We start from the raw sequence: 25238 nt of genomic DNA on the forward strand, positions 1-25238 counted from the left end.
CAATATCATGAAGACGATAACTGTAACTAAAGATAGAGATGAAATGGTTCTGTTGGATATAGGAAATATCAGACTTCATGAAATATCAAATTATTACACAACCCTATCGCAATATAAAAAGCTTGATGAGGCTATCGAATTATTGTCAAATCTTGATGAAAAAGAATATTGGCGAGCCAACATATTATTGAAAAGCCTAAAGAAGAAACAGACAGATGAGAAAGAGCTGGAAATCAACTCTCTCATAGAGCAATGCAAGGATTTTTCACTCTTCTTTGAACCTAACTCGGATCAACTTCCAAGCATGAAAGGCCTGACCTGTTATCGAGTAGGAGCCGATGCAGGCGCCGGTTTTAAAGACGGCGATTTAGATGTCTTGGGTACGGAAGGTATTTTAGACTGTACTGCTGTTTTAGCTGTCATCAAGGATGAAAAGGGAGCTCATTGTTATTATATTGGCCACATTTTTGGCGCTCGAACAACTAAAGTAACCGTTCAGGAAGAATTAGATCGAATTCTTTCCGACATCCAAGAGCTTGTAAGTAGGGAGCTCTTATGGTCAGACTTAGCTGGGCAAGTTACTTTGGTAGGGACAGGAAGTAATACCGATGAACCCAGTTTATGCTACAAACAAACATTCAAATTATTAACTCAAGAAGGGGCTAAACCTACTCCATTATTTGGTAGCGGTGTCGCTTTTAACTTAACAGGGAAAGGCGATTTAATCATATTAGATCCTATAGGGCAATTACATCAGGGCATTCAATCCAGGCATCCCAAAGCGGGTCATGGTGTCTATTCTCCTGTTAATAATATAAATGAGCTAGAATCAAACCAAACAATCAATGAACAAATTGATAATGATTTCTCGGATACAACCCATCTCTCATCGGCAAACTGTAAATGTTAATTCATTATTAAGTGTAAAAACTATACGCAATAAAGGACTATTGCTTACTCAAGTTTATGATGCCACAACAGCAGGCATTGAAGTGATTTGCGGCAAACTCTATAATTCCTCTTCATCAAAATTACAGGATATAACATGACAATAGATGAAAACGCCCGACCTGCTGAAGCGTTAACCAATGAAGACTACTCCAAAGCGATGAATTTTATAGGACAAAACTTATTGACTTCTTTGGTTCAATCCGTGGAAAAACTACCACCTCATTTTCGCAGTAATAATGTAATCTCTCAGGCCCTATCTGCATTTATAGCAAATATTATCTATAAACAATCTCCGGGAAATCCTGAGTCATGCCAACAAATGCTTGATACCCTTACAAAGCTTGTGAAAACGCAATTAGAGAATCTACCCCAATTTGCAAAATAACTGTAGCCTGGGTGCAAGTCCGAAGGACTGTAACCCGGGTTCCACTACGTTTCATCCTAACTACAGATTTTCTGTTATCTACAAGCAATCTTAAAAGATCCTGAATCAAATTCCTCTTGCTATAATGATAATAGCGATGCATTTCAACTGGAGCTATCATGGACGCTAAAAATGATTTCAGAATGCTCAGAATTGCCTTGGTTATTTTTGGACTGGTTTTTATCTTCGCTATATACCCTTTAACCTTTTTCTGGCCATCTGGATGGGCTTGGCACCAATCCGGACAAAACGTCTATTTGCAAATGATATTAGGTGTTTATGCAACATTAGGGGTGTTCTTACTCCTAGCAGCAAAAAATCCGCTTCAACATTTAAGTTTAATCTGGTTTACCGTTTGGTCCAGTATTGTGCATGGTGGCATTATGGCCATCCAATCATTTTATTACCCGCAGCATTTTGCACATTTATATGGAGACGTCCCTGCGTTGTTTATTATCGCGATTGTCTTGGCTTTGTTAACGCCTCGTCGTAGTACTATAAATCAGAAAACATAGTGCTTTTGAGCCGTTATTTGATAGGGTATGACTTTTTGCTCTGCTGGAAAATAAACAAACAGTACCCTCTTAAAATTAGGAATTTTTGTTTTACAAATAGGACGTGACTATGATCATTTCATCTATCGCTGATTATCGGGAAGCCGCTCGACGCAAATTACCTCGGTTTCTCTTTGATTACATTGAAGGTGGTGCGTTTACGGAACAAACACTCAAAGCGAATATCGAAGATCTTGCTAAGGTAACATTGCGCCAACGTGTTTTAAGAAATGTAGGACACCCCAATTTTGAAACAGAACTCTTAGGACAAAAACTGGCAATGCCAGTCATCTTAAGCCCTGTAGGTCTTACAGGAATGTATGCTCGACGTGGCGAGGTACAAGTAGCCAAAGCAGCGGCCCAAAAAAGCATACCCTTTGCGCTGTCTACAGTTTCGCTATGTTCTTTAGAGGAAGTATCCAGCCAAAGCACCCAACCTATTTGGTTTCAGCTTTATATACTTAAAGATCGTGGTTTTATGCAAAATGTGCTTGAGCGAGCCCAAGCCTGTGGTGTAACCAACCTCATATTCACTGTAGATATGTCGACACCTAGCGCACGCTATCGAGACTTCCACTCAGGCATGTCTGGTCCATTTGCTCGCGAGCGTCGTTTCTTACAAGCCATGTTGAAACCTTCATGGGCTTATCACGTAGGCATTATGGGACGTCCGCATGATTTGGGAAATATATCAACCTATTTGCATAAAAGGATTGGTTTAGAAAATTATATCGCGTGGTTGAATAACAATTTTGATCCCTCACTTAGCTGGTCGGACTTGGAATGGATACGTAATTTTTGGAAAGGACCTGTGCTCATAAAAGGAATACTTGATCCAGAAGATGCAAAAGACGCCATAACATTCGGAGCAAATGGAATTATCGTCTCGAATCACGGAGGACGACAGCTAGATGGTGTATTATCTACAGTCAAAGCCCTTCCCATGATTGCAGATAAAGTAAGTTCTGACCTCACGATTCTCGTTGACTCAGGAATTCGCTCAGGACTTGATGTTGTGCGCATGCTCGCTCTGGGTGCTCAAGCTGTGCTCATAGGTAGACCCACTGTTTATGCTTTAGCGGCAAGAGGACAAGCAGGAGTCGAGCATATGCTCGATCTGATTCGCAACGAAATGAGTATTGCCATGACTTTGATGGGGGTCAGCTCCTCCGCTGACATTAATCAGTCCCATCTTTGTGCCTCGTATAAGAGATAACGAACACTGCTTTGACAATCAATTTTTTATTTATAAATGAGCTTTAAAAATAATTATTACCCACATTGACCAATTAAATATTAAATTTTATATTTAATAATCACACAATTAACATATTATCCGTCGCGCAAACCAATTTAAATGCTCTACACTAAATCAGGACTTACGAAAAACTCCAAGGTCGAGGCAAAAAATGTTTTTAATGAGGGCGTTTAGATAGACTAAATGATCGAATTAAAAACATTTTTTAACGAAGAGATGAGGGTTTTTCGTAAGTCCTATAAAGAAGAGAGGAAGGAACTCCTATGTGTCTTTATTACTTATGCAAAAGGGACACCCAAATTATGGAAAATAAGGCTATTAAAAACGAACCATCTGATAAGCAATTACAAATTGCAAAACCTAAAACAAGTGTTAATCCTACTGGAGAATATTCTTTTTTTAGGGTTCAGCACAAAAAAAATTATGCACCTCTTTATCCAAAAAAACTATCTATTTCTCATGTTGCTCAAGGTGCTCGTAGTGGTGATTGTTATCTTCTTTCAGTGATCAATGCCATCATTGCTTTACCCAATGGAGAACAATATATTCGTGAGGCAATGATTGATCAAAATAATAAAATCCATGTTCGTTTTTTTAAGGATGACGAGCCACAATGGCTTATTCTTGAAAAATCACTTCCTACTTCCTGGGGGATTTTGAGTTCAGGGCCGACTTGGGTACGTTTCCTGGAAAAGGCTTATGTTACTTTTATGGGAGGTAATTACAATAAAACCTTAACAAGCGGTGATAGTCGAACTGCTTTAAAAGCGTTTCTTGGTGGTTTTAATGATTCTATCGCAACTTCGAAACAAGCGGAGTGTTCTCTTGCAGAATTATATAAAAAAGTAATTTATGGCTGTAATGGTAAAGATATTTACTCTTTAATTTTTCTTTTACGCCCATATGATAAATTAGTCAGTATTCCCAATATGCACCAATATGTTTTTGGCAATCAACCTGAATTATTGGACGCATGGTGGAATTGGGTCAATTTGCATCAAAAACACTTTGTGCAATTACTCAAAAATCATCCCTTTTTAACGAAAGAGGCCTTCATTGCCTGTATGAAGGAGCGAATGGTTCAGAGCATTAATCCTCCCGTTAAAGCAATCGCAGCTGTAGAACAATGGCTGCATCAATATGCAGTTTTACCAGAGGAAAACAAATACAGTTATGATGAGCAAACATTGTTTCTTTCATTAAAAAATGCTCATGAAGAACAAAAACCGATTGTCTGTAGTCCGAAAGAAGATCCACCCGCGGGGATTACCATGCAACATACCTATGCACTGATTGGCATTAAAGAAAGTAAAATATCTCATCGTAAATTTGTAATTCTTCGCAATCCGCATCATGAAAACCGCAATTGGTTTTCTCATTACTTCTTTTATGGGGGACGACATTCTATAGAACGGCATGAAAATGGAGTAGCAAAGCTCACTATCTCACCGGTGGAACAGTCCACTTTTACTATGGAACTCAGAGATTTTGCTCATGCATTTGCCTATATCGATTGTGGTCGCTCTTTACTGGCCAAGCAACTCCGCAAACAACGTGAAGATATGCCTGCTCCCTTATGAGTATATCCTCAAATAATTCGTGCTCTGATTACAGCCATTTCTTCTTTTTGAAAAGAAGATACAGAAATATTGCACAGATAAATATTAACCCTAGTGCTGCAAAATATCCGTATTGCCAATGTAATTCAGGAATCCAGTCAAAATTCATTCCGTAAATTCCAGTAATTAATGTTAACGGCAAAAAAATAGCGGCAAAGGCTGTGAGTACGGCCATTGTTTCACTCATTTTTTGCATCAGCTCATTATCGATTTGTCCTAATAAGCTATTGAGTAACTCACGAATTGAATCCACTTCATTGATGATAAGATGACTATGATTCGATAAATTATATAAGGAAGAACGGCACTTCTCTGAGATGACAAGGATATTGCGATTAGTAATTCGCATTAAAATTTCCCTTATTGCAATCATATAACGCTTGATTAGCAGCGTTTGATGCTTTACCTCTGCGACATTTTTATAAATATTCTCGTGAGCGGTTTGTAATAAAGAATCGAATTCTTCTGCTATTTCTTCATAATGAAAAAGAACCTTAGCATAATCATTAATAATTCCCTCAAGAAATAAAAATAAGATAAAACCAGGCGTTTTAGCGTAATGAACGGATTTTGAGCAATTATTAAAGAATTCAAATAAAACAGGTAGAGGCTCATGTGACGCAGTAAAACAATAATTTGAGGTAAGATGAATTACCAAGTTATCTAAACTGATTTCGTTATTATCATTTAACTCAAGTGAAGCCAAACATCTAATTTGCAATGTTAGTGCATTATCATTATCAATGAGATTAGATGAGTTTTTTTCCTCAGCGCATAATTGAATTACATCGGAGGGTAGTCTTAGTATTTCTACTAATTGATTAAAAGCATCCTCTTGATTTAAGTTACTATGAATCCAATAAAGTTTGTTTTTCTCTTGGGTATTAATTCTCAACTCATCAAGAGCAACTTGTTTGATGCTGTGTTGAGTTAAATCAAATTCGATTGCAACTGTATCAAAATCGCTCATTTTGCACATCCATTTTGTCTGGCGTGAAGACTCAATCATGTTTATGAACTAAGGATACTGCGCAGCATTGTCCATTCCATTTATACAAATTTAGCACAAATACAAATGATAGATTAATTAATGCACAAAAAGATCAATTGATTTAATATTATCTTAAGAATTAAACGATAAAATGCCGTCATTTTTAAAACATTCATACGAATACTGGGATATAAACGCCCACAACCAAATTCTGTATGAGCGGAGGACTGGTACAACTTAAGTGATCTTAAATCAATAGGCTGGATTTGTTGAATAGATTTTTAAGTGTATCTGCGGTGTTAAACAAAAACTCAACCTAATGGTTAAGTTTTTTCTCTATTTTGTTGCTCCCTCTCTTAAATCATCTCATCACATCGATATCCATCCCAAGTTGATACGATTCCTTAAGAATAATTTAACACTTGATTATTTTTCATTTTGAATTAATTAAATTTTTTAAGGTACAAAAATGTCAATACGCTATTTATCTTTTGATTTTGATGGATGTTTATTTAATAGGGATTACGCTGCATTACCACATGATAATTTTAGCAAACATCTGGGTGATGCGGTTCTTGTTAAAAACAGAACGTTCCTTAATAGGCTTAAAAAGGAAAATGCCAAATTTTCAGCAGCCTACGCATTCATTGGTTCTACCAGGCAAGATTATTTTACAGATCTAATGAATAGTGGTTTTATGTATAATTTTAGAGGTTCTTGTTGCCCGGCAATAAAAACTATTTGTAGCGACCTCGGTATAAACCTGGATCCATTAATGCTGGCGGATATAGAAGGAGACTTGGAAAGTGGTACTTCATTCAATCGCATCATGGATGAGATTAACAATAATACGTGGATGGACTCTGATAAGAATATCCATAAACACGTATCTTTGGACGTGGACAAAGTAGATGAATTTAAAAGAACCATTCTTTTTGCACAGATGCAAAAAGCGGCAACAGAGCATCCGAACGAAGAAATAATATTCGATTTTTTTGATGATCGACTTGATATATTGTTTACTTTAAAAGATTATTTTACCAAACATCCACATCTGATACCTAAGAATGTACGTTTACGTTTACATGCTTATGCAGGAGAGGATGTTAGCCTAAAAGCAGAAATTTCTGGAGTGGGAGCGCCCCTATCCAAATATAGATTCTGTCTCAAAATAATGCATGAAAATCTTCAAGCCTTAGACGATTTTGCAGAATCCCTTAAAGAATTTACGATACAAGATCAGTTTGTAGAAAAAGTAGTGTCTATTTTCCAGGAAGTTGCGAATCGTGGATTATTTATCGATCACGAAGATGTAAATAGATTCTTTACTGAAAAACCCAATGCCCCTTTTGCTGTCCATCAAAGTAAACTTGCGATTCCCGGTTTTTTCACCTTCACTGCAGCTCAGATGACAGACCAGGGTATTAATTGTATAAGATATGGTTTGGATAGAGAGGGTAAATTATTTGCAGTTGATGAGCAGAAACAAATTGAATTAAAGATTCTTCCTGAAGGATTAGTTGCTACTTTGACCATGCATTTTGGACTATTAAAACAATCTTCCGAAAATCAAGAAAAGGTACAAAAGCCTGTAATTCAAGATGCTCCCAAGGCTGAAAAAATTTCAACAGGGCAAGCTCTTTACCAGGAAATTACCAAAAGTCCTTATTTTGTAGCAGATGCATCGCAGGTTAAAACAGTTCTGGAAAATCATCATGATTATCCTTTTGTGATCCGAGAAAGTAGTGCCAAAGTACCTGGAATGCTCACGTTTACCCTCGTATCCAGTACCGATAAAGGGATTATTTCTTCACGCTATGGACTGAATTATCAAGGTGAGCTCTTTAGCCTCGATGATAAAAACGCTTATAAGATAGCAGTTCCAGATGATTTATTGGATGCTTTGAAAGCAGATAATTTTAAGGTGAAAGAACGTATAAAGAACACGAAAAACGTGGAGAAGATTACGTTTATTCCTGGTCAACAAACAGCGAATACAGAAAATAAAGCGGGGCTAGCAAATAGACTTTTTGTTGCAGAAAAAGGATTCTTTGCGAATTCACCTAAACCGCAACCCACTGAAACACCTAAATGTAGTTTGGATATGCAACCTTAAATAATACAAGACAAGCATGGGTCTAGCTTATGCTTGTCTTCTACCGTTCCTCAACACAATGCAGCTTAATCCTTGCCCTCCTGTGCGTTGAATCAATCTCATAAAGTAATGCATTTATACTTATTTTTTATCAAGATCCTCTTGAACCTTTTATAGAGATAAGTTAATTATCAAGATGGGCCCTAAATATCCAATGGCATTGATTGGTATACAAAAAGGATTTACTATGCAAACAAAAATACCTCCCTCAAAAAAAATTTCAAAAACAAATCCTAAAGACAGCAGAGCCTTACCACTTCAATTAATACAACATGCCGAACCCGATCGAACATACTACATAAGAAGCACAGCCACAGAAATAGGCAATTTTTTTTCGCTACGGGTCAAAGAGCTCTATAACACCCTAGCTTGGACTTTTTCTTTAGACTCTATGGATTGGAGTACTTTTAAAAAATACATGTGGCCGGCGATTTCTTCAGGGGCTGCATTACTTCTTGGCGATTATCTAACCCCATATCTGAGTGAATACCTCATGGGAAGCCCTGAATATGATTTTATTATCAAATTTCTTTATGGAGCTGCGGTATTAGGGTATTGCGCGTTAAACCGGATTACGGACAAGAAACTTGATTCCGGAGCAGCACTATCTGTTGCTGTAGCCAGTGAAATTACAGCGATTGTTTATATGTACAGCTCTGTTTTTAAAGGCACCACTTTTTTACTCAATGAGCAAATATCTGATGAATATTCATTGATTGCCGGACTGGGAGCCAGTGCATTAGTTGTTCCAAGTGGAGTCTCTTATCTTACTCAAAAAGTACAAGAGTTGCTGGTCCGCCACCAGTACACTCGCGGAGCACAGCGCTCAGACACTGCGGTGATTTCCAGTGGCCTAACTCCCTTATCCAATCTTTATTTTCAAATAAATCACTTTATCGCCAGCGAGTTGATGGTCAGTTCACGCGCTTTTCAATTAGGATTGATCTCTCATAATATTCGTTATGCCGACAGAATTGTCCAAAAATTTCGGAACCTACCCGCGTTATTGGCGGATTTGGCTCCGTCAACCATAAAAAAAATGCGCCTACAGCAAGAAAAGCTGGACCATGATTATGAATACAATCATAAATTACATCAGGTTTTAAGATTTACCGCGAATGGTCCAAAATTTGTTAGCATCCCCCGATATCAGCTTCGTACAGGCGATTTGGTGCATTGTGATGAGAGTATCAATTTAGATTGTGTGCCAATTTCTGGAGAGTTGATTGCCCTACAACGTAACTTGGAAGGTGATTTTACCAAAACGTTGGAACGAAAAAAATTTAGCGTCAATCTTAAAGCCCAAAATGGTGAAGATGTTTGGATAGAACATCATACCAAACCTGATTTTACTTCAAATTACCAAAAAGTGGACTTGTACGCAGTAAGGGATGGCAAACAAGCGGGAGTGCTGGTAGGTGATAAGCTAAACACATACGGCCAAAATAATATTTTTATTCAAATCAAACCTGAGAAAGAACTGTTATTAAATAGCAATTATGAGAAAAAAGCCTACATTAATGAAATTATCGCGAAACGCAAACAAAGAAACGTCTTATATTCCATTTTAGGCTCCATAATTATGGCGGCTTTCTTACAAAGGGACATTACCCAAATGCCTGCAGAAACGCTCAGGCTAATGTTCACACTTTTTCAAACAATGATTCCCTTTTCTGAAGCTTTTTTACGTGAAACAGTAAATAGTCGCTTGATGAAAAAACTGAATAGTAATTTAGGAGAGCAACCTTTTGAGACTATAGATGCACTTCGAATCGTGGATTTATGTAATGCCTTGGGCGGATATTATCGTGAGCAGTTTTCCAATGGTGTTGCCATTATTTCGGATAAAACTGGAACTCTAACTACGACACGTATGGACGTGCTCGGTTTATGGACCTCTGACATGCCACCTGAGGTACAGCATCTCCTCAAAGAAAATAAAGACAGTACGCTTCTACCTGAAACCGCACGATGGCTTAAATCATTTGAAGTATTTTGCTATGCCTTTACAAACAATAAAAAAGAATTAGAACCTGAAGAACATGCTATTTTAGAGTTGTTCAAAACCTTATTGGCGGATCAACACTGTTTGGAAGTAACTACCCTGGGGAATAATCATTTTAGAAAAGTGATTACTGCCACAGAACAGCAAAAAGAGATCGAGACATTTCATTTGGGTTTATATCGCACGTTTGGAGGGCGCTTTACACTCGTACATGATGGGGAGCATTCTGCTCTTGTCTTTTGTGGAGTGCCTAAAACCGATGCTTTTCAAAAAACACCTTTGTTGCAAGACTATACCAAGATGCAAAGTCGCACCGCGGTCTTATCCCGTGATTGGTGTATCGCACAAGCCAAACTGAATGAACACGAATTCGCCATTTTAAAGAAATTATTTGATAAAGATGATAAAAAGGAGATTGAACATTTTCTTTTAGAACATTCGGACTTACTTAAAAATTTGGAATATCACGGAACCTTTATTATTGATAACCCAGTAAAAAAAGGTGCCGAAAAATTTATTGCTCAATGTAGAGAAATATCGGTCCCTGTATTTGTAGCTACCGGTGATACAACGAAAGCGGCAGTAAATATTGCTAAAGTATTATGCCCGGAAAATGCAAAAAGCATTATCACCATTCGAGCAGCCCATATTGAAGAAGAGAACCTTAACCTTTTAAGCGAAGAACTTTGTACACCTGATTCCGCTGTTATATTTGCGGGTATTAATGAAGCGATATTAGCGCGCTTTCAAAAATTAATGGCCAGGGATAAAGCAAAACGCCCTGTAATTATTTTTGCAGAAATGAGCACTGAGGGCAAAGGTACTCTGGCTCGTTATCTCAAGGATCATAATTATTTTGTCGTCGCCAATGGGGATGGAACGAATGATGTAATGATGATGAAAAATTCGAATGTCGTCATTGCTCATCATTCAGATGATGGTACTTTTGCCCCTGGTGTGGATGCTTTATCGAACATCAGTGAAGAACAGCTAAGAAGATTATTTGGTTCTAAAAAAACCTTTTATGAACTTTTTGATATTCATCTTCCCCAGAGCTTATTTGTACAGCAATTTGCTCCTTTAGCAAATTCACAAGAAAAACCTACCATGGCCTTAGCGCTTAAAAGTGGAAAAATGACTTTTGATTTGGCTAAAGCAGTAGGAGCTAATGTCACAGAAATGCATCAGCAGCATTGGTATAGTGTTGCCTTTGATTTGTTGTGGTTATGGATTGCGTTTTACGAAATCAATCAAAGCGCCGACTTACCCATGGATAATCGGAATATCAATGCATCTACTTTGATTTCCAATACTATAGGAATTGCTTTAATTATTGCAGTTTTGGAATCCTTAACCAATTATGCGTTATTTAACGAGTCGACCAATTTGGCCAGTATGCTGATTATGTTGAGCTTGTTACCTCTGGTTCTCAAGAGCGTTTTTTCGGGTTTTAGAATGGTTCAGGAAAGCTTGTATCCAGAGCCTCAAATCGTCGAAGTTAAAGAAGAAGCCGGACCTCCTTCTCATCCATCTATCTTCAGTTATTTGGGTTCTTTTTTTTCGCGTAAACCCACAAAAGAATTGGAAAATATACCGAAGGTACCTGAGCTCAAGTAGAACACTCTTTTTTCGCAAGAATGATAAAAAGACGCTCATGCAAACGTAGTTTCATTCATCCCGACCAAGTGAGGGAACTCCAGTCAGGGGGATGACATTATAATAATGCTCCAACCCGGAGATCCTTCGTCGTAAATCTCTCAGGATGATGTGGGCGCTATTTTGCTCTTTAACTTGATGAGACAATCCACTGCATTAAACGCAGAAGGATACGCTGAATGACACGGGTTTGAACTGCGAATATGTTCACTTAATTCTTCAATAGTTGATCCAGTAATAATTCCATTACCCACTACAATATCGTTTAGAGCAAATTGAGTGAAACAGTATCGAATATGAGACATGATATGCTCAAAGTGATCGAGATTTAATTTAAGGATTAATCCCAGTGCAATATAACCATCAAAAGGTTTTTTTTGATGGTATGTATTAATCACAAACGGAATTTCATAAGCGCCTGCTTGTAATAACTCCACCTGATAATCGTAACCTGCTTTTTTAACAAGACTTACACAGAGATCCAGTTGTTCCGATGCGAGATCTTTATGGATACCAGAGGAAATAATTAGAATTTTAGGCATATGCAACTTTATTATTTTTTTTATTCTTCAAACGGATTAAATAATCGACCGCATTAATCGCTTCTTGAACTCGCTCTCCGTTTTCAACTCGTTCGCACAAAATATCCATACTCGGAGCTGAAATAACTCCATTGCCTAGGGTTAATCCATCTAAAGCAAATTGTATAAAACATTCTTTAACATGTTCCCAAATAAACTCATAATGATCGGTTCTACCTTTAAGCAACAAACTCAGTGGTAAGTATCCGTCAAAGGGATTAACGCGGTGGTAATGTTGTATCACATTCGGGATTTCATAAGTCCCTGCTTCAACAGTTTCAACCTGATAATTGTAGTCATATTGTTTTAATTTATTTAAACAAATTTCTAACTGTCTTTCAGCTAAATCTTTATAATAATTAGACCAGACTATCAAAATATTAGGTTTGTGCATCGCTTAATACGCTCCTCAAATTGAATAATAATTTTACACAAAAAAGGAGCCCACCACAATATTATTTATGCGTACGAATAGGTAACCCTTTAGACTAAACGATTAGTTGATAAAACCAAATAGCCCAAGCAATTGCAGTTGCAATTGGAATATAATAACAAAAGCTACACGGATCTATTTTTTAGTAAAAGTAGCGCTGAAATGAGCAGCAATACGCCACCAACGACAATCAAGCCAGCACTAGACAGAATAGATAATAAATTGGAACCAAAACCTGTCACCATCCAGGCAAATGCCATTACTGCCCCAGATATTCCCATTACCCATCCTTGCGATTGTGCATCTACAGCATTGGAAAATAAAGTTAATAAACAGGCAAAAGCCATGATATCAAAAGTTGCAATAACTACTGCCAAAGGCCATTGTAATAAAGCATTAGGGATAACATAAACCAGTAACTGCCCCAAACCAGTGAGAGCAAGAGTTGATAACGCAATGTGGTGTACTTTATATCGATTCACACATAAAGGCATACCAATCAGGATTCCAATGGCAAAACCCAAACCAATCATGCCTTGTACGGCACCTAACTGCCAATTGGTGTAATGATAAGCCATCTTCATATGCACAATGATGAATTGAAAATAAAGGCTAAATCCCATTTGCATCAATAAAAACACCAAGGCCAGAATACGAACCGATTGATGCTGAAATGCTTCAATAAAAATTTGTATCGGGCGAAAAATGGAAATCTTCTTATGTGACAAAACTAAAACAGTATCTTTATATCCGAGCTCTATCCAAATCCAGGCAATGAATGCAAGCAATGCGGCCGTAAGAAATGGAGTGGTAAACGTAAACCAGGGCAGTAATTGTTGATCGGACATCACACCACCAAGTAAGGGGCCAAGAACAGAACCAAAACTAAAGCTCATGGAAATTAAACTCATGTTTAAGGCCTTGGTTTCGGGAGTGCTCAAATCAGCAATAGAGGCTTGAGCTATGGGTTGGCTACCAGCCATTAAACCAGAAAGCGCTCGACCAATAAGCAATAAACTCAAACACGAAAAGGCAACTCCCATCCCCATTAACAGAAAACTAATGGCTATCCCCAGCATGCACAATAATAATACTTTTTTTCGCCCCCAAACATCAGATAAATCGCCCATAAATGAGGTGCCAAAAAACATGCATAAGGGATAAAGCATATAACTTAATCCCAAATAAAAATGCTTCACTGCGATACTGGCATCGGCAGTTAATACAGGACTATGATCTGCTGTAAATAGTGCCGTCATCACTGGATAAACGAGTCCAAAACCTAAAGCATCAATGACGACTGCGAAAAAACATGGGGCAGTTTTTCGAAACATATAGAAACCTTGGGATTAAGAATATAATTACTAATATAGTGATATTGCAAAGGGTTTGTCTAATAAAGAATTGGTGTGCTTGCGGGAGAGGAGCGTTGCCCGTTCTTCATAGATCGAGTGGTAATTTATTTTCTTCAATCAACTTTAATGCGGCATCGACAACTTTTTCATCATAAAGCACACCCCTGCCACGTTTAATTTCTGCCACTGCAGCCTGAATACCTAATGACGGCCTGTAGGGTCTGTGAGATGTCATCGCCTCCAAGACATCTGCTACAGAAATCACCAAGGTTTCAGGCAAAATCTCTTTTCCTTTTAGTCCTCGAGGATAACCACTGCCATCCAGACGTTCATGATGCTGTAAGATGACCTCTGCAATGGGTTCTTTAAGAGGAACATCTTTTAAAATATCATAGCCCGCTTGTGGATGTACCTTTATGAGTTCCATTTCAATCGCGCTAAGTCGAGTTGGCTTGGAAAGAATTTCTGCGGGTATTGAAATTTTCCCTATATCATGGACAAGCCCCATGAGCTCAAGGGATGAACAACGTTCAGGCGTCCATCCCAATTCCTCACCAATTGCCTTCGCAATTAACCCTACGCGATGCTCATGACCTGCTGTATAGGGGTCACGAAACTCGACCATATTAGAAACCGCGAGAAACGTTCCTTTTATCGCAGATTCTAACTGAGCTACATATTGCTCGATTTGCTCTCTTGCATGTTGAATCTGTGTCACATCATCCACTATGGCAAGAAACTCGAAATGCCCTTCCCAGGAAACAACCGTCGTATCAATTCTTAGAATTAAAGAGACTCCATCACTTTTTCTCTTTAAAGGAAGGTTATAGGCAATACTCGATTTGCCACAATCCAATTGCCGCCAATAACTAAGAACTAATTCTTGGGTAGGTTTGTCCTCTACTAAATCCAGAAGTCCCATGGATAACAGTTCCTCTGCTTTGCGGCCAACCAGCTCGCAAAATCGTGGATTTACATACAAAAATCGATTTTTGCTACGTATAAAAACGCCAACATGCGCTTGTTCAATGAACGCGCGAAAGTGTTCCTCGCTTTCTTTAAATCGCTTTTCGGCCTCCGTCGCTTTTTGTTCCGAATGAAATCGCGTCAGTGCGTTCTGTAATAACGTCGCTACTGAGTCTAAAAGCCTTGATTCCTCAGGTAAAAAAACAGGCTCTGACCTTGATGGTTGTGCACAATAAAATACGTTTATTTTTACTGCGGAGTGATTTTCAATTTGAAATTCTTTTTCCAATTGGTAAGGCAGTTTTTTCGCTTTGGGGTCTGACTTAAACTCGCCCCATTCGCTTTCAATGGTTGCAGCCATATGCTCCGGAAATTGAAAGGCATGCGGCAACACGTTGACTGTTTGTATAAACAATTCTTCAATATTTAAATCCCGAAGTGCGATTAAATTAGCAATCGTATAAAGACAACGAAGTTCTTTAATACGTTCACTCAAATCATAAGTCAATTTGTTTCGTTCTTTTTCAAGAGTCTTACGCACAGTAATATTTCTTACGATTTGTACCCAGGAATTAGGAAAAAAATCAGAGGCAATAGTTGATATACTGCATTCTACCCATTCATTTTTTTCAGTCTCAATTTCCACAATAAACTGGCGTCTTGAAGTAGACAATTGAGTGCACACAGGGCATTGTTCTTGTTCTATAGACTTATTATGAAAAAGCTCGTGGGAAGATAATCCCACTAATTCTTCAGGTTTTAAATGAGTAAATGCTCCAGCAGCCCTGTTCGCTTGACTGATTGTACCTTCAGATTGAACAATAAGAGTAGGATCAGGAATGTTATCGTAAGTCGTTGCAACACGTGCCAACATTGCAAAAGGATGGCGTAATGTTTGTACCACCAACGCAGTGTAGATAAACCAAAAGGAAAATATTTTTAATATATGGCCAAGTATTATTTCTATACCAAATAAATTTTTATAATGAGACAATACCAAATCAGAACCTATCATCGAGATAATGCTCAAGCTCATATAAAACAACATCTCTTTCGACATCATTGCCTTCTCATACCAAAGCAATATGAGGGTCGTGCATAAGATGAGGATAACACCCAGTTCGCAATAGAGTTTAAACCAGGTAACCCCATAATTTTGAATATATGTCGTGGGAAAATAACCCGTAAAAATAGCAGTAAAAATAACTAACGTTATGAAAAATAAAATAGCATTAATTACCCAAATCCTCATGGTATGTCTAAAGAAATAAATAGCAAAAAGAAAAGATAAGGCTTGATAAATTCGTGCAGAAACCCAAAGCTGGGTACTCAGATTCCCTCCGCCATGCGGCAATATGTTCATTTCTTCATAAGCTAAAAGATGAGCTATATCGATACTTGCGCACCACCCTACTGCTAAAGAAATAAAAACCACATACTGATTTTTGGTGAATTGAGTCGTTGTCACCGCTACCGTCATTGTCGTTAAGGCGATAAACACTGAAATTAACTCTGCCAAGGTATGGAAAACGAGAAAATTCGTTTCATATTCAATTAAAATACAAATTAAGGACAGGATTACAGGGGGCAAAAAAACGCGCCAAGTAGGTAAGCGTTCTGCAATATAAGTAGCATAGGATCCCCTATCGATATGCATCCATATTCTCCCAATCAATAGAAATCCTGGTGCGCCTCCATATAACCCTCAATGGAATTGACCAGTATAAAAAATCTTACTCTTAATTATAGCTCCAATTAAACAATTTAGATTGAAGCACATTGGACTACCTCTTAGTACATCATTTAGAAATACATGAGCCATGATTTTTATTTATTCATCACAAAGAACAACAAAAACACCAACTGTACTTTTATTTAATATTACATTAATTATTTATTGCTAAAATTGATTTAATTTTAACCAAAAACATATTAATGAGGTTTTTATGAACGAGAAGCAAGATCAATCCACAATTAAAACAGCAAAGAAAAAAAATGTTTCCTGGAATGATGGACAAATTGAAGGAAAAATAGACGAGCATTTCCTCGAAATTAATACGAGTGCGTCTCCAACCAAACAAGTATTAGAAAAAGAAATCTCAGAATTGATGCAAAGTGGGTATTCAGAGATTGAAGCCTCATCTATGGTAGGAAAAGCGCAAACACCTAGTGGTAAAGTGATTATAACCGATCCAATTTTTTATGATTCAAAAGATAAAATAGCGGAACGCAAGTTTTCAGCAGCACAAACAAAATCCGTAAGCGCTAAAACTTCTGATATCCCACAAGAAAATGCTCGAAAAACTGAATCTATTGAGAGTGAAGCAGCAAACCGATATAGCTTTTTCACGCAAACCGTAATTGGAGTTGGTGTGGCTTTAGCATTTGCTGCAACAATAGGAATCACTAACAAGTAATTAGGAAAGCCCCTTTTTAGGTTTTTTATATGCCTGGGTGGTTTACCCAGGCTATCCGCTCAGGTGTTAAAATAAGCATTTTTTAAATCTGTCCTGCCCCTGATGCTCTCTTAAACTAGTGCTCATTAAATTCAGTTATCCAAAATTTTTGCGATGCGTTTATGTTTTTAGGAACCGGGGTTACTACTATTGTCTGAACCATTGGAGGATTAAATGGTCCATCCGCGGTTGCCCATTGGTAGGTTATTTTAAATTTCCACGCATTTTTACTTTGTACTACTTTTTTAATTTCATAAGAAGTAATCCATGGGCTGGAAACACCAGAAACCCAATAAGGCCAACGATCTTTAAATTTTTCTTTTAACTGGTCCGAAAACAGCATGAATTGGACTGCACCATTCCGTTCTTTATTAGCTTTTGCAAACAAAGTTGCGACCTCATCGAGCTTTTGCGGAGCCAGCGCCTTCTCTAACATGGAAATTCGCGCGGCATCTGATTCAACTTGGGAAACATGTTCGGTCATACTGCTTGCTGTAACAGAAAACATAATCATTAAACCGCTTATGAGGTACATTTTGAATGTGTTCATAATTTTCTCTTCATTAGGAGACTTTGATCTATTATTTTATATGTCAATTTGCGATTGATGTCTAATACTCCAAACTAGGTACTGGAGGTGTGCGTTTTAAAAAGCGCAATCAAAAGCCAGTCGGAGTGATTTTTAATAAATTGATTTTAAATTAATTGCCGCATTCTCGACATTTTTTGCCGCTCTGGTAATTTGTCGCGATAATTTTAGAATTTCCACGCCTTGTTCTGTCAGCACAGCTTTATGCCCTTCAAGCTGAAAAGCTTCAATCTTACCCCTCCCCCACAATGGGAGAGGGTTAGGGTGAGGGTAAAAACCATATTTGACCACCCATAAAATCATTATGTACACTTAGTATGTAGAACAAATTATGGATTCTGATTATGTCTAAGCCATTTATATCACAAATTCATCCCCCTACTTCATTTGCTGAACCCGCATTCTGGTTTATCTTTCATGGCGAAGACATCCTGTTACAGAACAATTACATACCCAAATTTTTTAACATTAACGCGCTTAATCTCGCTATTGAGCGTCAAATTTATTTAGGTACCTATGGAAGTACCCCATGTTTTGCTGTACAGCTTCATAAGGAAGCTGATATCTTACCGCAAGATACAACTTTTCAACATATTCGTAAGGCTCATGAACTTCTAGGTGATGAGGATCTCTTTTTACTTGTTTCCAAAGCAAAGCAACTCTTACATTGGGATAGAAGTACCCAGTTTTGTGGGTATTGCGGCCATCAAACCCAATACAGTACCAAAGAGCGTGCTAAAGTATGTTCCGTATGTAACTCATTAATTTTTCCTCAAATTGCACCTGTTATGCTGGCATTAATTTGGCGTGATGATGAACTCTTGCTTGCACGCTCACCTCATTTCATGCCTGGGATTTACAGCATCTTGGCAGGTTTTGTAGAACCTGGAGAAACGCTTGAACAGACAGTTATGCGCGAAGTAAAAGAAGAAGTAGGCTTAACGATAAAAAATCTGGGCTATTTTTCTTCCCAACCCTGGCCATTTCAAAGTAATTTAATGCTAGGCTTCATTGCCGAATATGACAGTGGCGAAATTCACATCGATGAAACCGAAATTGAAGATGCCCAATGGTTCTCTATAAAAAAACTCCCACAACTCCCCAACCCCATCAGCCTTTCACGCCAGATGATTGATAAATTTTTGGCTATGCAATCCCGCTGATGTCTACAAAACCCACCGAATGATATATGATTGCACAACTCATCAATTAGAAATACGAACTGTGCATTAAATTCAATGAAAACCCATATTGAAATCCTCGATGATCTCGACTTGTTATATGAAAAAAATCAATTACCAACGATTGAATCTTCAGTTGAGCCAAATGGCGGGGTCTTGAACCTTGATAAAGCCCTGGCGGATAATCCAGAATGCTGGGATACCATCGCCATAAATTCCGCGCAACTCGAAAAAAAGACAATCATTCTCAAATGCAGTTTGAACGAAACATCCGAAAATCTCTATCTGAAACAACGGATTATAAAAAAGCTCCTTGATGATAATTTTTCTGTATATGCTCCTACTAAAGACGGTTTAAAAAAAATAGAAGATGTAGAGGAAGTTGATTATATCCATCTCCAATATCGTGAGTTGAATCCATCCGAAGAAGCGGCTGCGTTAAAAAAATTAAATCTCATCGGTGATAGAGTTACTTTTTTGGATGCTCCAAAATTTGATGCACTCTGCACCAAAGTTTTAAGTTCCCCTGATGCATTTTTTAATTTTATCAATTCATTAACATTGTATTTACCTGATCTTTTCAGTGATCTAAATGACACTGAAGTAATTCAACGAGATTTAGTCGGTGCACTCGAATGGTCATTTGATACTCAACCTAATATGGATAGAGATTGGCGGCGAAAATACATCCATTTTGAAAAAGAACTCGAATGTGAGTCTCAAAAAAAACCAATTCCTCAATTTTTACAATCCACTTTATCACCTCATCATCCCACCACCGAACCGGACAAACTTTATTTCTCCTATTTATTAAAAAATCGTCCTGAGATACTAAAAAAACCAACACATATTTCGTTAACAAACAGTACCGTATCTCTATCTTCTTTTCTCAATAAACGCGATGGCTTACACTCGCTGGCTATGGAAAATTGCGAATTGGAGTCATTGTACGAAAATGAGGAACATGAAGAGCCACTCCTAACTACTTCATTAAGATTTTTATTGGCAGAACAGATTAATTTTTCTCCTGAGCGGCTCTCTACATTATTAAACAATTCGCCAAACTTAATATCGCTTTGCCTCATTAATGGAATACTTACAAAGAATTCATCTCTTTCCCTGCACTCTAAAAAAATAGCCAATTTAAAAACGCTTTCCTTAAACAGTGTAAGAACATCAATTCGTCACATAAATGCATTAATTAATGCAACAACCAACTTAACGGAATTGGCGCTAACCAACTTGTTCCTATCCTGGGAAGAGCCTCTGCAAATTAACGCTTCTCTTATTCACTTAAAAGAACTTTCCATCAGCTCCAGTTTCATTTTGGATGATATATACACTCTTGTTAACTCCGCCCCCAATCTGGAAACGTTATTTATTTCTGCATTTGATTGGACAGAGTATGGCGAGCCGCTCATCCAACCTGATAATAAACTCAAATCTTTAAAAAAAGTTATTCTCGGCCAAGGTCAAATAGCTCCCGAGCAGCTCTATAGCCTATTAATCGCGGCACCCAATTTAACTCATCTTGAACTATCATCCTGCTATCTTGATTTTGAATCGATTAATTTTGCATCAAACTCATTGCCAAATTTAAAAAATTTCATTGCCCCAGGAACCAACCTTTCCTCCGCACAACTGCTAAACCTTTTTGCTGCTGCACCAAATTTGAATGAAATTAAAATTGATAATCCCGATGATCTTCTTGCTTTACTGAATCATCTTAAACCTGGTTCGCTTTCATCTTTAAATCACATCACTTTTTGTTTAAATGCTTTGAGTTTTCCACAATTAAATCAATTAATTACAATCGCCCCTAATTTAAAATCAATCTCGTTTCCCTCACCATGGAACAAAAATGATTTAGTTGCGACCCAATGGTTTCAACACAGTTATCCAGACATTGAAATCAACTTATTAGAAATCGCCGCGGAACAAACACACAAATATGAATATACTGATGGTTCTTTATCTCTTGATGGAAATATAGGCGAAACAGATCACATTCCCAACTTGCCTGCGCGCACGATGTTCAAAGCAAAAGAAGGCCCCAACCCTCCCGTTTCGAGTTATCATCTTAATACATTTTATTGGTTTCCTTTCAGTAAAAACTTTAAACCCTACATCCCATTAGAAGAAAATCTGGAATCAGTTCCTGCATCCTTAAAATGCACTACCCAAGAATTAGAAGAACAATTTAACCAGCCAGAAACGGCTAAAAAACTCGCTTATGGTCAAATTACTTTTGAAAAACCTTTAGTGGATCAATGGATTCAGTTACCTGCATTAAGCAATTGCGATAAATTGATCAACTATGCAGCAGAAAACCCTGATTTTGAATTAAAAAGGTGTAACACTTCCGGTTATCATTTCATCAAGTTTAAAAAAAAACTTGAATCCTGCCTTGTTAATTACGTCATTGAACCAGGAAATAACGTTGATTTCACCCTTAAAAACAATGCCCCCAAAGAACATTTAGAATGGATCTCCAAATTATCTTTTGATGTCACAGGAGGGTTAATTAACTGTCCGGAGTATCAAAAACTGCTAATACTTGATGCGACACAACGCATTCAAGCTCTGGCCAAATATTGCCGCTTTGAAGAAGAATCCGCTTCATCAGACATAAAAGGGAATGCAATTGACGTATTGAACTCCTTAATCAAACAACGTGCAGGAGTGTGCAGGCATCGAGCCCAGCTCTTTTCCGCTTTGGCAAACGCATTGCAAATTGAAGCCCGTCTTGTCAGTAACGATGTCCATCAATTCGTGATGGTTCAACACCAGGATATGCATTTTACCTTGGATTTAGGCGGTGGTGTTGCTCATGTGATGGATCTCCCAATACCGCCACTGGCCCAAAAAAAGGACGAAAAAACGACTGAAGAAAAGAAAACTAAAAAAATAACTAGCCCTTTAAAACCAGATAACCGCTTTCAGACTTGGAATAGCGTACCGATTCAAGCCCAAAATGCAGATGAACTTGCAAAAAAACTTACCTCCAAGGATTGGTGTGCAAAGCAATGGCTTATTTTTAAGGACAACCAGGAAATCGAAGCGCTTCATAAGGCATCTTCAGCCTTTAAAAACACATTGTTTTCCCGTGACTTGGACTCTCTGGTTCTCCGTAATTTGCGCGTGGAACACAACAATGACCAACAGGTAGATAGCCCCATAAGTCAATTTTTAAAGAATGCTACGTTAAATCCCAGCGAATCATATACCTGGTTTATTAACTGGTCTGCCCCTAAGGCCCGTCATGTTAGCTTAAACAGCATTATCGACAATGACGACCCTAATCTTTGTGGTCTTTTTATCCCACCTAATGTGCGTGTAGTTGTAGCAATGGATGAGGGCTCTGCGTTTAAGATGGGTGATGATTTTTATTCACGTTTTGATGCCATCAGCCAAGCGCCTGAAGTACCTCCCATAGCATTACCAAACATTAAACTGAATCAACCAGTGGGTGATGATGACATCCTTTTACCTTCATCTTTAAATTGGGAATCTATTTTTCTAGGAAGACATACATTTGATGAGGGAACTTTAGATATTCTTCCCGGCGCACTCTTGAAAGCCGCCAAGAATAAAACCACCAAATTAATTGTGCATAATCCACCATTTGAAGATCCTAAATTTCGTTTCTTAATCACTGAATTGATGGCAAAAAACCGTTTTTTCTTTAATGGAGAGTGGCATGAATTAGCCAAGGACTTTCACTTGGAATTTGCTCAACCTGACTTGAGTACTTATCCCGACGTCATCACTCCTTTGGCCGCTGCGGGGAAAAAAAGAATTGTGAACCAAACAACTCTCCCCCTATTTTCCAATCAATACAAAATTACCGAGAATCATACACTTAAACCACTCCCTGGATTTTTTGCTTTAGACCAATCACTCGAACTACTGGTAACCGATAACTTAACGGAAATTCAATGGTACAGCCTCTTGAAGGAAGCAAAAAAAGCGCAATGTACGCTAACAATCAAGACAACGCCCAAAGTATTTGTTCCAGAGCCATTGAAAAAATCGGTCATTCCTATCGAAGCATTAGAACAGAGCAATCGCCTCATTATTTCTAATGACTTAGATGATGCTGAAGAACATTATAAACCAACAGATGCCATCACGATTAATATTGATCCCAAAACCAATTTTAACAGTTTGTTTTTCCACGTCTCTTTAAAAGACAAATTGTTTAAAGGTGAAGAAACTGAATTACTTAAAGCCATTAAAAAAGGCAACCCAGTAATTCTCAAAGGACAGTTTTCGACAACTTTTGCTCAACAATTACAAACTCTTTTTATTGATCCACCTACCCTTTGGGTCAATGGAGAGGCGGTTTTTGCTCAAAACATCACTTTAATTAGTGATAATGCCACTCCTTTTAAAGCCGTCGATAAGACCTTTCACCTCTATAAACCTGAAGAAGACTTCGCACGATTAAATTCCGAACTGGCGGAACAATTAAAAAGAACCTATCAACGGCTCAAACTAACACCATGCCATAGTCATTTCATTGATTTACCCAACAACACAACACGCCATTCGCAATGGCTTGCGGATTTAATCAGAAACTTGGAATTGAGCATAGGAATCCTTCCTGAGATTGGAGAACCAACCACACCTGAAATGGTGATGAACTATCTGGGTTGTCATTCATTTGTGTTCCTAACCAGTAAAACCGGAACTGGGAAAAGCTATTTTGTCCAAAAAATCTTGACTCAGTATGGAAAGGAACATCAAAAACCCATCACCATTTATCATGAATTGGCCGGAGTAAAAAACTGGCTTGAACATAAAGGTGAGAGTCAACCAATATTATTTATTGATGAAGCCAATTTAAGTCAGGAGCATTATGCTTTGTTTGAGGCGTTTGCGCGTGGCGATAAAGAGTTTTGGTTTGAAGGCACATGTTATCCATTAAAAAATCATAAAATCATCTTTGCTGGAAATCCTACTCATTATGAAGGGCGTTTTGAGCCTAATTTATTTAGACGATTCCCCAACTATTTGCCTTTCGAAGGACAACCTCTTGAAAAAATATTAACCCCGCTACTTGAGCCAAATGTTGACGCAAATGATTTATTAAAGCTCATTGAAGCCTATTATGCCAAAGCACAAGATGCCGGACTCAATATCACGCCTCGTAATGCTCAAATGATGTGTTTGCGCTATTTTATTTTAAAAGAGAATTTACAAACCAAATCCATGACGCATGATTTCTTGATGCGTTATGCTATTTTAAGTGAAATCAAAACATTAAATCTCGATAAAAAGCTGAGCCAACACATTCGCGATGACATACAACAAGGAAAAACCTGGCGCGAACAAAAGAAACAACTCAAAGAAGCATTACAACAACTCCATCCCAAAACTATCGATAATAAATTCATCTGGACTGATTCGCGGAAAAAAGTTGCTTTGAGTATTGAAATGCTGCTGCTTATTCGAGAAAGGAAAATGAGCGGTGAATGGGATCAGGAGCTGGGTATTAACGGGATTATTCTTGAAGCAGGGCCTGGCCTGGGCAAAAGCCGTCTAGTCCATACACTACTCAAAGCAAAAGGAATTGACTACCTTACCATTTCACCAACCAATCCTAAAGAAGTACAAGCAAAACTCCTAGATGCATTTCATAAAGGCCAGGTTGTTTGTATTGAAGAGTTTAATACTCAAATTCATGAGCAACTACTTAATGCTCTGCTTTCAGGCTATGATCTTGAAGGAAATCCGCCTAAAAAACCAGGTTTTTGCCTCATTGGCACTCAAAATCCAACGAAATTTCACGGAAGACTGCCCTTATCTAAAGCGCTCGATAATCGACTCATGCTCACCGAATTAAGTCATTATAACTTTGATGAGTTTATCAAAATTCTGACAGAAAAATTTAAATTACTTGTAGATAAGGCACAAAACATCACTATGGAATATTTTGCAGCCCGTACCTATGCACAAAGCCAACGCTTATTCCCTCCTCCAAACCCACGCAATGTTATGAATGTAGCTGAAGAAGAACAGCACAGACCAGGAGTATCAATGCAGAATCCATAGAACTTCT

At 37.9% G+C, this 25238-nt stretch carries 16 protein-coding genes; 10 read left to right on the forward strand and 6 right to left on the reverse strand.

What is annotated here, in order from left to right; genetic code table 11:
* The first annotated feature begins 7 nt into the window (after nucleotides 1–7).
* The 5 genes from ELY20_RS01825 to ELY20_RS01845 all read left to right on the forward strand — a co-directional run bounded on the left by ELY20_RS01825 (nucleotide 8) and on the right by ELY20_RS01845 (nucleotide 4767).
* Nucleotides 8–910: a hypothetical protein gene (locus ELY20_RS01825; protein WP_110141073.1), complete on the forward strand. Its 903-nt coding sequence runs from the start codon at nucleotides 8–10 to the stop codon at nucleotides 908–910.
* Between the two features lie 135 nt (nucleotides 911–1045).
* Nucleotides 1046–1336: a hypothetical protein gene (locus ELY20_RS01830; RefSeq protein ID WP_110141072.1), complete on the forward strand. Its 291-nt coding sequence runs from the start codon at nucleotides 1046–1048 to the stop codon at nucleotides 1334–1336.
* 158 nt (nucleotides 1337–1494) lie between these two features.
* Nucleotides 1495–1890, forward strand: coding sequence for a DUF6632 domain-containing protein (locus ELY20_RS01835; RefSeq protein WP_110141071.1), 396 nt, complete (start codon nucleotides 1495–1497; stop codon nucleotides 1888–1890).
* A gap of 109 nt (nucleotides 1891–1999) precedes the next feature.
* Nucleotides 2000–3145 carry an FMN-dependent L-lactate dehydrogenase LldD gene (gene lldD, locus ELY20_RS01840; protein ID WP_110141070.1) on the forward strand — a complete coding sequence of 382 codons (1146 nt, stop codon included), beginning with the start codon at nucleotides 2000–2002 and terminating at the stop codon, nucleotides 3143–3145.
* Between the two features lie 305 nt (nucleotides 3146–3450).
* Nucleotides 3451–4767 (forward strand): C2 family cysteine protease, encoded by a 1317-nt coding sequence (locus tag ELY20_RS01845; RefSeq protein WP_233590472.1) that lies wholly within the window; start codon nucleotides 3451–3453, stop codon nucleotides 4765–4767.
* A gap of 28 nt (nucleotides 4768–4795) precedes the next feature.
* Here ELY20_RS01845 and ELY20_RS01850 read toward each other — a convergent pair whose 3' ends face one another.
* The gene (locus ELY20_RS01850) at nucleotides 4796–5776 is read right to left on the reverse strand and encodes a magnesium transporter CorA family protein (RefSeq protein WP_165831556.1); all 981 of its coding nucleotides are present in this window, start codon (nucleotides 5774–5776) and stop codon (nucleotides 4796–4798) included.
* Nucleotides 5777–6266: 490 nt separating this feature from the next.
* Here ELY20_RS01850 and ELY20_RS01855 point away from each other — a divergent pair, with 490 nt between their 5' ends.
* Together ELY20_RS01855 and ELY20_RS01860 are read left to right on the forward strand one after the other, a co-directional pair.
* Nucleotides 6267–7913 (forward strand): hypothetical protein, encoded by a 1647-nt coding sequence (locus tag ELY20_RS01855; RefSeq protein ID WP_110141069.1) that lies wholly within the window; start codon nucleotides 6267–6269, stop codon nucleotides 7911–7913.
* Between the two features lie 226 nt (nucleotides 7914–8139).
* On the forward strand, nucleotides 8140–11574 hold the full coding sequence (locus ELY20_RS01860; RefSeq protein WP_110141162.1) for an HAD family hydrolase: 3435 nt from the start codon (nucleotides 8140–8142) through the stop codon (nucleotides 11572–11574).
* A 140-nt stretch (nucleotides 11575–11714) separates the two neighbouring features.
* On the opposite strand, the gene ELY20_RS01865 is transcribed toward ELY20_RS01860, so the two are convergent.
* The 4 genes from ELY20_RS01865 to ELY20_RS01880 all read right to left on the reverse strand — a co-directional run bounded on the left by ELY20_RS01865 (nucleotide 11715) and on the right by ELY20_RS01880 (nucleotide 16605).
* Entirely contained in the window at nucleotides 11715–12155 is a 441-nt protein-coding gene (locus tag ELY20_RS01865) for a 6,7-dimethyl-8-ribityllumazine synthase (protein WP_110141068.1), read from the reverse strand.
* On the reverse strand, nucleotides 12148–12588 hold the full coding sequence (locus ELY20_RS01870; RefSeq protein ID WP_110141067.1) for a 6,7-dimethyl-8-ribityllumazine synthase: 441 nt from the start codon (nucleotides 12586–12588) through the stop codon (nucleotides 12148–12150). Before ELY20_RS01870 ends, ELY20_RS01865 begins: the two co-directional genes overlap by 8 nt.
* Before the next feature lie 164 nt (nucleotides 12589–12752).
* Nucleotides 12753–13961 (reverse strand): MFS transporter, encoded by a 1209-nt coding sequence (locus tag ELY20_RS01875; protein WP_110141066.1) that lies wholly within the window; start codon nucleotides 13959–13961, stop codon nucleotides 12753–12755.
* Nucleotides 13962–14067: 106 nt separating this feature from the next.
* Nucleotides 14068–16605 (reverse strand): MASE3 domain-containing protein, encoded by a 2538-nt coding sequence (locus ELY20_RS01880; protein WP_110141065.1) that lies wholly within the window; start codon nucleotides 16603–16605, stop codon nucleotides 14068–14070.
* A gap of 289 nt (nucleotides 16606–16894) precedes the next feature.
* Here ELY20_RS01880 and ELY20_RS01885 point away from each other — a divergent pair, with 289 nt between their 5' ends.
* Nucleotides 16895–17365, forward strand: a complete 471-nt coding sequence (locus tag ELY20_RS01885; protein ID WP_110141064.1) for a hypothetical protein — start codon at nucleotides 16895–16897, stop codon at nucleotides 17363–17365.
* 115 nt (nucleotides 17366–17480) lie between these two features.
* On the opposite strand, the gene ELY20_RS01890 is transcribed toward ELY20_RS01885, so the two are convergent.
* Nucleotides 17481–17954 (reverse strand): hypothetical protein, encoded by a 474-nt coding sequence (locus ELY20_RS01890; RefSeq protein WP_110141063.1) that lies wholly within the window; start codon nucleotides 17952–17954, stop codon nucleotides 17481–17483.
* A 383-nt stretch (nucleotides 17955–18337) separates the two neighbouring features.
* Here ELY20_RS01890 and nudC point away from each other — a divergent pair, with 383 nt between their 5' ends.
* A complete protein-coding gene (gene nudC / locus ELY20_RS01900; protein WP_110141062.1) occupies nucleotides 18338–19156 on the forward strand; it encodes an NAD(+) diphosphatase in 819 nt (272 codons plus the stop codon).
* 75 nt (nucleotides 19157–19231) lie between these two features.
* Nucleotides 19232–25231: a transglutaminase domain-containing protein gene (locus ELY20_RS01905; protein ID WP_110141061.1), complete on the forward strand. Its 6000-nt coding sequence runs from the start codon at nucleotides 19232–19234 to the stop codon at nucleotides 25229–25231.
* Nucleotides 25232–25238: the final 7 nt, after the last annotated feature.

This window comes from Legionella qingyii (assembly GCF_003990155.1).
Taxonomy (GTDB): Bacteria; Pseudomonadota; Gammaproteobacteria; order Legionellales; family Legionellaceae; genus Legionella; species Legionella qingyii.